Raw genomic sequence first — 1,389 nt, 5'->3', positions numbered from 1 at the left:
TACTTTGTGACCCAAACAAAGTGGTACTCAATTTTATATTTTGTGTGAGAACCATGCCTGTATCTCATACAAACATCATAAGGCCAACTGCTAGCTAAAAGCTACCCGTCTGAAAGACGGGGGTTTCAACCCAGTTGTGGGACTAATGAAGTATGAGCTTACTTGTTGGAAAATCAACATCGTCTTTTACTCGTGAAATTAAAGCACGAAGATTAGAAGCGATTAAAAAGTCTAGTAGTGTAGAAGAAGCCTCTAAACTGGGCTTTTTTGATTCAATTTTGGATAAACTCAGTGGTGGAGTTAAGAAAGAAGCATGCAGAAAACTCTTTATATTAATAGGAAACCAAGGCCAAGATGGTTTTGATCGTGCATCTCAATCTGCTGCAGCTTTTAAAGATTTAACTCAACTCGTTGTAAAAAAAGACTTACAACTTCTGGAATTAACCGTGTCTCCAACGCTTGCGTATCCCGAGCATAAGCATGAATTGACAATAAAAATTAAGTCCGACCAAACATTCACTCTAACATTGCCTTTTTCAGCACCAAGTACTGAACCTCAACATGTTGAATCTTTTGAAATATACCAACTTAAAGATACGGCAACATCGCTAGAAAAAATAAATACGAGCACAATTGATACTGAGAGCTTGGATGATCAAACTAAACTCCAAATCGAATCTTGGAATAAAACACTCAAAGAGATGCAAATAGCAGCAATAGAAATGGCTATGTCATCATATAAACAAATCAATCCAAGCTATGAGTTCACCGAAGAAACACTTAAATCAAAACTCGGCCGACCTCTAAATCAAGAGCGTGTCGAAGCGCTTGTTTCATTATGGTGTGAATTATCTGCTTCAGTAGATACGGATTCAGACAGTGGTTATGGTTCTCCTGACACTTCTATTTCAGACCAGCATTTCTGCCATGATACTGCCGCAGAGCATTTCAAAACATTAGCAAGGTTTCATCCAGTTCCCCCTTCTTCATCTTATTCTGAACCAGAAGCTAACTCTTTATTAACAGATAAAATCCATACGGAGGACGTAGAGTCAGAAGAAGAAAAAGAAGATAAAGCCAGCAAAAAAATTGCAAAAAACTATAGAGCCTATAGACATAATGTACAGCTTAGAAAAGAGGCAGCACTCGGTTTAAAAAAAGAAAATCAGTGCATTAAGATGACAGTTAAATCCGACAATCCGAATAAAAGAGTTTATCTTGTCGACCCCAAAGGAATTTTACCAACTACAAGAAAGCCTATACCAGAGCTGACTCTTCTACACAAATATTATGGAAATTGAACTTATTATCGTTTCGTTGATCTGATCAGTAAATTACACTAGATAAGGCAACGCATCATGTCAATTTTCAACCAAGATCTATGGTCAA

At 37.1% G+C, this 1,389-nt stretch carries 1 protein-coding gene; it reads left to right on the top strand.

What is annotated here, in order from left to right; genetic code table 11:
* The first annotated feature begins 152 nt into the window (after positions 1-152).
* Positions 153-1,301, top strand: a complete 1,149-nt coding sequence (locus tag JQC92_RS22255) for a hypothetical protein (protein WP_205001711.1) — start codon at positions 153-155, stop codon at positions 1,299-1,301.
* The last annotated feature ends 88 nt before the right edge of the window (positions 1,302-1,389 follow it).

This window comes from Parashewanella hymeniacidonis, assembly GCF_016900895.1.
GTDB classification, from domain to species: Bacteria; Pseudomonadota; Gammaproteobacteria; order Enterobacterales; family Shewanellaceae; genus Parashewanella; species Parashewanella hymeniacidonis.
This window is presented reverse-complemented; position numbering and strand designations above follow the sequence as displayed.